At 58.8% G+C, this 8,228-nt stretch carries 10 protein-coding genes; all 10 read left to right on the plus strand.

Annotation, left to right across the window (positions count from 1 at the left end):
• Positions 1-646 precede the first annotated feature (646 nt).
• Complete coding sequence (gene mnmG, locus HP547_RS24765; RefSeq protein WP_172225103.1) at positions 647-2,539, plus strand: tRNA uridine-5-carboxymethylaminomethyl(34) synthesis enzyme MnmG; 1,893 nt, start codon at positions 647-649, stop codon at positions 2,537-2,539.
• Complete coding sequence (gene rsmG, locus HP547_RS24770; protein WP_172225106.1) at positions 2,536-3,186, plus strand: 16S rRNA (guanine(527)-N(7))-methyltransferase RsmG; 651 nt, start codon at positions 2,536-2,538, stop codon at positions 3,184-3,186. The genes mnmG and rsmG overlap by 4 nt, the downstream gene beginning before the upstream one ends.
• Positions 3,187-3,204: 18 nt before the next feature.
• Entirely contained in the window at positions 3,205-3,996 is a 792-nt protein-coding gene (locus HP547_RS24775; RefSeq protein ID WP_012274913.1) for a ParA family protein, read from the plus strand.
• A 9-nt stretch (positions 3,997-4,005) separates the two neighbouring features.
• Positions 4,006-4,878, plus strand: a complete 873-nt coding sequence (locus HP547_RS24780) for a ParB/RepB/Spo0J family partition protein (protein WP_172225109.1) — start codon at positions 4,006-4,008, stop codon at positions 4,876-4,878.
• A gap of 148 nt (positions 4,879-5,026) precedes the next feature.
• A complete protein-coding gene (locus HP547_RS24785; RefSeq protein ID WP_172225112.1) occupies positions 5,027-5,434 on the plus strand; it encodes a F0F1 ATP synthase subunit I in 408 nt (135 codons plus the stop codon).
• A gap of 16 nt (positions 5,435-5,450) precedes the next feature.
• The gene (gene atpB / locus HP547_RS24790) at positions 5,451-6,320 is read left to right on the plus strand and encodes a F0F1 ATP synthase subunit A (RefSeq protein ID WP_172225115.1); all 870 of its coding nucleotides are present in this window, start codon (positions 5,451-5,453) and stop codon (positions 6,318-6,320) included.
• Positions 6,321-6,464: 144 nt separating this feature from the next.
• Entirely contained in the window at positions 6,465-6,722 is a 258-nt protein-coding gene (atpE, locus tag HP547_RS24795) for a F0F1 ATP synthase subunit C (RefSeq protein ID WP_003097235.1), read from the plus strand.
• Positions 6,723-6,779: 57 nt separating this feature from the next.
• Positions 6,780-7,250, plus strand: a complete 471-nt coding sequence (locus HP547_RS24800) for a F0F1 ATP synthase subunit B (RefSeq protein ID WP_172225118.1) — start codon at positions 6,780-6,782, stop codon at positions 7,248-7,250.
• A 12-nt stretch (positions 7,251-7,262) separates the two neighbouring features.
• Positions 7,263-7,799: a F0F1 ATP synthase subunit delta gene (locus HP547_RS24805; RefSeq protein ID WP_003253191.1), complete on the plus strand. Its 537-nt coding sequence runs from the start codon at positions 7,263-7,265 to the stop codon at positions 7,797-7,799.
• Positions 7,800-7,820: 21 nt separating this feature from the next.
• The coding region (locus HP547_RS24810; protein WP_372242926.1) for an HAS-barrel domain-containing protein at positions 7,821-8,228 on the plus strand (408 nt) is incomplete at its 3' end.

Consider the following 8,228-nt stretch of genomic DNA (forward strand, 5'->3'; position numbering starts at 1 on the left):
AAGGATCGTCAGGCGCGGCTCTCATCGTGGCGCGGGGCTTGCCCCAATTTGACGCCGGATAGATTTAAGCAAGCCATCCATTTCATCCGTTAATCAGTATTGCAAAAAATGGGGTGACCATAGATTTTTTTGCCTGAAATTTATCCATTTTCCGTCCTGGCCGATCGGCGCCGGGTCAATCGAGCTGTCTTCGAGCGTGATTATCACCTTGGACAGGACGCTATACGGGCACCTTTTTTATTCACAAGCCGGAATTTTAGCGCGGGAGCCCTGTGGAAAACCTTACCTCAGCCCCGTTGATAAGCGGGCGTTTTTTCTGAGGGTAAAACGGCCTGTGCATAAATAGCCATTTAATCCACAGGCTAAATCCGCTTATCCAGAGCCCTCAGGGTACTCCAACCACAGGGTTTAATTTCTCTCTACATGGCGAGAATAAAGGGATACAGGACTTTATCCACAGATATGCATGTGTATAAAAATAAACATAAAAACAAAGCTTTTATAAATCTGTTCTGTTGATTTCTGTTGTGCGCCACTCATCCACAGCCTGGTCAAAATTTGCTCAGACGGTTTCTTTAAAGGGGCTGAAGTCCCTATACTTGTCGGCTTACCTTCTCTATTCGCAAAAACAGGCACGAGGTGCGTGGTGGATTTCCCTTCCCGTTTTGAAGTGATCGTCATCGGCGGCGGCCATGCCGGTACCGAGGCTGCGCTTGCGTCTGCACGCATGGGTGTTAAAACCCTGCTGCTGACCCATAACGTGGAAACCCTCGGTCACATGAGCTGCAACCCCGCCATCGGCGGTATTGGCAAAAGCCATCTGGTCAAAGAGATCGATGCCCTCGGTGGTGCCATGGCGTTGGCCACCGACAAGAGCGGCATCCAGTTCCGCGTTCTGAACAACCGCAAGGGCCCGGCGGTACGCGCCACCCGAGCACAGGCCGACCGCGCCATCTACAAGGCAGTGGTGCGCGAGATCCTGGAAAACCAGCCGAACCTGTGGATATTCCAGCAGTCCTGCGACGACCTGATCGTCGAGCAGGACCAGGTCAAGGGCGTGGTCACCCAGATGGGCCTGCGTTTCTTCGCCGACTCGGTGGTCCTCACCACCGGTACTTTCCTCGGCGGCCTTATCCACATTGGTCTGCAAAACCACTCAGGCGGCCGCGCCGGCGATCCACCTTCGATCGCCCTTGCCCACCGCATGCGTGAACTGCCGCTGCGCGTCGGCCGCCTGAAAACCGGTACCCCGCCACGCATCGATGGCCGTTCGGTGGACTTCTCGGTAATGACCGAGCAGCCCGGCGATACGCCGATCCCGGTGATGTCGTTCATGGGCAATGCCGAAATGCACCCGCGGCAGGTGAGTTGCTGGATTACCCACACCAACGCCCGCACCCACGAGATCATCGCCTCGAACCTCGACCGTTCGCCGATGTACTCCGGTGTGATCGAAGGGGTCGGGCCACGCTATTGCCCGTCGATCGAAGACAAGATCCACCGCTTCGCCGACAAGGAAAGCCACCAGGTGTTCATCGAGCCGGAAGGCCTGACCACCCATGAGCTGTACCCGAACGGTATCTCCACTTCGCTGCCGTTCGACGTGCAGCTGGAGCTGGTCCGTTCGATCCGCGGCATGGAAAACGCCCACATCGTGCGCCCGGGCTATGCGATCGAGTACGACTATTTCGACCCGCGTGACCTCAAGTACAGCCTCGAGACCAAGGTCATCGGCGGCCTGTTCTTCGCCGGCCAGATCAACGGCACTACCGGTTACGAAGAGGCCGGGGCCCAAGGCCTGCTGGCCGGGACCAACGCTGCGTTGCGTGCCCAGGGCCGCGAAAGCTGGTGCCCACGCCGCGACGAGGCGTACATCGGGGTGCTGGTCGACGACCTGATCACACTGGGTACCCAGGAGCCGTACCGCATGTTCACCTCGCGAGCCGAGTACCGGCTGATCCTGCGCGAAGACAACGCCGACCTGCGCCTGACCGAAAAGGGCCGTGAACTGGGCCTGATCGACGACCAGCGCTGGGCTGCCTTCTGCGCCAAGCGCGACGGCATCGAGCGTGAGGAACAGCGCTTGAAAACTACCTGGGTGCGGCCCAACACCGAGCAAGGCCAGGCCATTGTGGATAAGTTCGGCACGCCGCTGAGCCACGAGTACAGCCTGCTCAACCTGCTGGCCCGTCCGGAAATCGACTACGCCGGGTTGATGCAAGCGACCGGCGGGGAACCGATTGATCCACAGGTTGCCGAACAGGTCGAGATCAAGACCAAGTACGCCGGCTACATCGACCGTCAGCAGGACGAGATCGCCCGTCTACGCGCCAGTGAAGACACCCGCTTGCCTGTGGATATCGACTACACGACGATTTCCGGCCTGTCCAAGGAAATCCAGGGCAAGCTCGGCCAGACCCGCCCAGAGACGCTGGGCCAGGCATCGCGTATCCCGGGCGTCACGCCGGCGGCGATTTCCCTGTTGCTGATTCACTTGAAAAAACGCGGCGCTGGCCGCGAATTGGAGCAAAGCGCTTGAGTTCCCTGGTCACCCCGCAACACGCCGAAGAGTTGTCCACAGGTGCGAACCAACTCGGTATCGACCTGAGCGAAGCGAATCACCAGCAGCTGCTTGGCTACCTGGCCCTGTTGATCAAATGGAACCAGGCCTACAACCTGACCGCCGTGCGCGACCCGGACGAGATGGTCTCGCGCCATCTGCTCGACAGCCTCAGTGTCATGCCGTTTATCCACAGCGAGCGCGACAACTGGCTGGATGTCGGCAGCGGCGGTGGCATGCCCGGTATTCCGTTGGCTATCCTGCACCCGCACAAGCGCGTGACAGTGCTGGACTCCAACGGCAAGAAAACCCGCTTCCTGACCCAGGTGAAAATGGAGCTCAAGCTGGACAACCTGACGGTTATCCACAGCCGGGTCGAAGCGTTCAAACCGACGCAACCGTTCGACGGAATCATTTCCCGTGCCTTCAGCAGCATGGAGAACTTCACCAACTGGACACGCCATCTGGGCGACACCGGGACGCAATGGCTTGCAATGAAGGGGCTGCATCCTGCCGATGAACTGGTAGCATTGCCCGCAGACTTCACAGTGGAAAGCGAACAGGCCCTGACCGTTCCGGGTTGCCAGGGCCAGCGCCATCTGCTGATACTGCGCCGCAAGGCATGACTGGGAACACGCGCATCAATGGCTAAGGTATTCGCAATCGCGAACCAGAAAGGTGGTGTGGGCAAGACCACCACCTGTATCAATCTCGCTGCTTCGCTGGCCGCGACCAAACGTCGTGTGCTGCTGATCGACCTCGATCCGCAAGGCAACGCCACCATGGGCAGCGGTGTGGACAAGCACGAGCTCGAGCACTCGGTCTACGACCTGCTGATCGGGGAATGCGACCTGGCTCAGGCCATGCATTACTCCGAACACGGTGGTTTCCAGTTGCTGCCGGCCAACCGTGACCTGACCGCCGCCGAAGTGGTGTTGCTGGAAATGCAGGTCAAGGAAAGCCGTCTGCGCAATGCGCTGGCGCCAATCCGCGAGAACTACGACTACATCCTCATCGACTGCCCGCCGTCGCTGTCGATGCTCACCCTCAACGCCCTGGTCGCTTCCGATGGCGTGATCATCCCGATGCAGTGCGAGTACTACGCGCTGGAAGGGCTCAGCGACCTTGTGGATAACATCAAGCGCATCGCCGCCCGGTTGAACCCGGAGCTGAAGATCGAGGGCTTGTTGCGGACGATGTACGATCCGCGCCTGAGCCTGAACAACGATGTCTCGGCGCAGCTCAAGGAGCACTTCGGTCCGCAGCTGTACGACACGGTGATCCCGCGCAACATCCGCCTGGCCGAGGCCCCCAGCTTCGGCATGCCGGCCCTGGCCTACGACAAGCAGTCGCGTGGCGCGCTGGCGTATCTGGCCTTGGCTGGGGAACTGGTCCGCCGTCAACGTCGTCAATCCCGCACTGCACAAACAACTTAAGGAATCCGTATGGCCGTCAAGAAACGGGGTCTCGGACGTGGGTTGGATGCACTGCTCAGTGGTCCTTCCGTCAGCGCGCTCGAAGAGCAGGCTGTGAAGATCGACCAGAAAGAACTGCAACACCTGCCGGTCGAGCTGATCCAGCGTGGCAAGTACCAGCCACGACGGGACATGGACCCGCAGGCGCTGGAAGAGCTGGCGCACTCGATTCGCAGCCACGGCGTGATGCAGCCGATCGTGGTGCGCCCCATCGGCGACAACCGCTACGAGATCATCGCCGGTGAGCGCCGCTGGCGCGCCACCCAGCAGGCCGGCCTGGACACGATCCCGGCCATGGTCCGCGAAGTGCCCGACGAGGCTGCCATCGCCATGGCGCTGATCGAGAATATCCAGCGCGAAGACCTCAACCCGCTGGAAGAGGCCATGGCGCTGCAGCGCCTGCAGCAGGAGTTCGAGCTCACCCAGCAGCAGGTAGCCGACGCCGTGGGCAAGTCACGGGTAACCGTGGCCAACTTGCTGCGCCTGATCACCCTGCCGGAAGCGATCAAGACCATGCTCGCCCACGGTGATCTGGAGATGGGCCACGCACGTGCATTGCTCGGCCTGGACGAAAGCCGTCAGGAGGAGGGGGCGCGTCATGTTGTCGCACGTGGCCTCACCGTGCGCCAGACCGAGGCACTGGTGCGCCAGTGGCTCAGCGACAAACCTGATCCGGTCGAACCAAGCAAACCTGATCCGGATATCGCACGCCTTGAACAGCGGCTCGCAGAGCGCCTGGGCTCGGCCGTGCAGATCCGTCATGGCAACAAGGGTAAAGGCCAGTTGGTTATCCGTTACAACTCGCTTGACGAGTTGCAAGGCGTGCTTGCTCACATCCGCTGAAACAATTCCTGTTGTAGCGCGCAGTCGGAAATCACTACCGAAGAGTTGAATAGGGGTTAATCCACCCCTATACTCTGCGCGCATTTTGTCGGCACAAATTATGCCAAGTCATAACTGACTTGTTGGTCGACTTCCGAGGAGCAGGTTGATGGAAATCCGCACGCCAAACCGCCTGCCTTTCCATCGCTGGGCGGTTTTTCCGGTACTGCTGGCTCAATTTGTCGTACTGCTGCTGGCAACATTGGTGTTGTGGCAGTGGAAAGGGGTGGTCAGTGGATATTCAGGCCTTTGCGGAGGTTTGATTGCCTGGCTGCCCAATGTGTATTTCGCCTGGAAGGCTTTTCGCTTCAGCGGGGCACGGGCGGCACAAGCTATCGTCAAGTCGTTTTACGCTGGCGAGGCAGGCAAGATGATTTTGACGGCAGTGCTTTTTGCACTGACCTTCGCAGGAGTGAAGCCACTGGCGCCGCTAGCAGTATTCGGCGTCTTCGTGTTGACCCTTTGGGTCAGCTGGTTCGCGCCCCTGCTGATGAATAAAAGACTTTCGAGACCTTAGGGCGTTTGAGGCAACCATGGCAGAAGAAACCGCTTCGGGTTATATCCAGCACCACTTGCAGAACCTGACCTATGGTCAATTACCAGACGGCAGCTGGGGCTTTGCCCATTCGGCTGCAGAAGCCAAGGCAATGGGCTTCTGGGCGTTCCACGTGGACACCCTGGGTTGGTCCGTCGCGCTGGGTCTGATCTTCCTGTTCATCTTCCGCATGGCGGCCAAGAAGGCGACTTCCGGCCAACCCGGCGGCCTGCAGAACTTCGTTGAAGTGATGGTCGACTTCGTCCATGGCAGCGTGAAGGACTCCTTCCACGGCCGCAGCCCGGTGATTGCACCCCTGGCACTGACGATTTTCGTCTGGGTATTCCTGATGAACGCCGTCGACCTGATACCGGTCGACTGGATTCCTCAGCTGGCCATCCTGATTTCCGGTGACCCGCACATTCCGTTCCGCGCCGTGTCGACCACCGACCCGAACGCGACCCTGGCAATGGCCTTCTGCGTGTTCGCCCTGATCATTTTCTACAGCATCAAGGTCAAGGGCCTGGGCGGTTTCCTCGGTGAGCTGACCCTGCACCCGTTCGGCAGCAAGAACATCTTCCTGCAGATCCTGCTGATTCCGGTCAACTTCCTGCTGGAATTCGTCACCCTGATCGCCAAGCCGATCTCGCTGGCACTGCGTCTGTTCGGCAACATGTACGCCGGCGAGCTGGTGTTCATCCTGATCGCGGTGATGTTCGGCTCCGGCCTGCTCTGGCTCAGCGGCCTGGGCGTGGTGCTGCAGTGGGCGTGGGCTGTGTTCCACATCCTGATCATCACCCTGCAAGCTTTCATCTTCATGATGCTTACCATCGTCTACCTGTCGATGGCTCACGAAGATAACCATTAAGACCGCCTGGCGTGTCTGATAGCCTTCCCCGTCGGTTTGGGGGGAGGGCTTAAAAAGTCCGCAAGGGCATGCTGTACCTAACGATTTGTTTTACCGCTTCAAACTAAAAACCTAACCAATACGACGTAAAAGTCGGGAGGAAAGATGGAAACTGTAGTTGGTCTGACCGCTATCGCTGTTGCTCTGCTGATCGGCCTGGGTGCTCTGGGTACCGCCATTGGTTTCGGCCTGCTGGGCGGCAAATTCCTGGAAGGCGCTGCTCGCCAGCCAGAAATGGTTCCAATGCTGCAGGTCAAAATGTTCATCGTTGCCGGTCTGCTCGACGCCGTAACCATGATCGGTGTTGGTATCGCTCTGTTCTTCACCTTCGCGAATCCGTTCGTTGGTCAGATCGCCGGCTAATCACTCGTAACCACGAGTTGATGGCTGTGATGAATTAAGACCGAGCGAGGTGTTGGCGTGAACATTAATGCAACCCTGATTGGCCAATCCGTTGCCTTCCTGATTTTTGTACTCTTCTGCATGAAGTATGTATGGCCTCCGGTCATCACTGCTCTGCAAGAGCGCCAAAAGAAGATTGCCGACGGTTTGGACGCTGCCAACCGCGCAGCTCGCGACCTGGAGCTGGCCCAAGAGAAAGCGGGCCAGCAACTGCGTGAAGCTAAAGCACAGGCAGCCGAAATCATTGAGCAAAGCAAGAAACGCGCTGCTCAGCTTGTCGAGGAAGCCCGTGAACAGGCCCGCGTCGAAGCTGACCGTGTGAAAGCTCAGGCTCTGGCCGAGATCGAACAGGAACTGAACGGTGCCAAAGACGCCCTGCGTGCCCAAGTGGGTGCTCTGGCTGTTGGCGGTGCTGAAAAGATCCTTGGCGCCACAATCGATCAAAACGCGCATGCGGAGCTGGTTAACAAACTGGCCGCTGAAATTTAAGCGAGGGCGATCATGGCAGAACTGACCACGTTGGCCCGACCTTACGCTAAGGCTGCCTTTGAGCATGCCCAGGCCCATCAGCAACTGGCCAATTGGTCAGCCATGCTCGGCCTGGCTGCTGCGGTGTCGCAAGACGACACCATGCAGCGCCTGCTCAAGGCCCCGCGACTGACGAGCGCAGAAAAGGCCGCCACGTTCATTGACGTGTGCGGTGACAAGTTCAATGCACAGGCACAGAATTTCATTCATGTTGCCGCGGAAAACGACCGTCTCCTGCTTCTGCCGGAGATTGCCGCTCTGTTCGACCTGTACAAGGCCGAGCAAGAGAAGTCCGTGGACGTGGAAGTCACCAGTGCCTTCGCGTTGAACCAAGAACAGCAAGACAAACTCGCCAAGGTTCTCAGTGCACGGCTAGGCCAGGAAGTGCGCCTGCACGCGTCGGAGGATGCCAGCCTGATTGGCGGCGTCGTCATCCGCGCTGGTGACCTGGTAATCGATGGCTCTGTTCGCGGCAAAATCGCGAAACTGGCCGAAGCATTGAAATCTTGAGTTTGAAGGGGCAGCAGAGCAATGCAGCAACTCAATCCTTCCGAAATTAGTGAAATCATCAAGGGCCGCATCGACAACCTCGATGTGAGCTCCCAAGCCCGTAACGAAGGTACCGTTGTTTCGGTATCCGACGGTATCGTGCGGATCCACGGTCTGGCCGACGTCATGTACGGCGAAATGATCGAGTTCCCTGGCGGCGTCTACGGCATGGCCCTGAACCTGGAGCAAGACTCCGTAGGTGCAGTGATCCTGGGTGCCTATGACACCCTCGCCGAAGGCATGAGCGCCAAGTGCACCGGCCGCATCCTGGAAGTTCCGGTTGGTAAGGAACTGCTGGGCCGCGTTGTCGACGCACTGGGTAACCCGATCGACGGCAAAGGTCCTCTGGGCAACACCCAGACCGACGCGGTCGAGAAAGTGGCTCCAGGC

Origin of the sequence: Pseudomonas sp. CM27 (genome assembly GCF_013179515.1) — a bacterium.
Lineage (GTDB): Bacteria > Pseudomonadota > Gammaproteobacteria > Pseudomonadales > Pseudomonadaceae > Aquipseudomonas.

Bases quoted from the DNA above. Each gene is read 5' to 3' on its own strand.
- HP547_RS24805 (WP_003253191.1), top strand. From the start codon at position 7,263: ATGGCAGAACTGACCACGTTGGCCCGACCTTACGCTAAGGCTGCCTTT.
- HP547_RS24775 (WP_012274913.1), top strand. From the start codon at position 3,205: ATGGCTAAGGTATTCGCAATCGCGAACCAGAAAGGTGGTGTGGGCAAG.
- HP547_RS24785 (WP_172225112.1), top strand. From the start codon at position 5,027: ATGGAAATCCGCACGCCAAACCGCCTGCCTTTCCATCGCTGGGCGGTT.
- HP547_RS24780 (WP_172225109.1), top strand. From the start codon at position 4,006: ATGGCCGTCAAGAAACGGGGTCTCGGACGTGGGTTGGATGCACTGCTC.
- atpB (WP_172225115.1), top strand. From the start codon at position 5,451: ATGGCAGAAGAAACCGCTTCGGGTTATATCCAGCACCACTTGCAGAAC.
- atpE (WP_003097235.1), top strand. From the start codon at position 6,465: ATGGAAACTGTAGTTGGTCTGACCGCTATCGCTGTTGCTCTGCTGATC.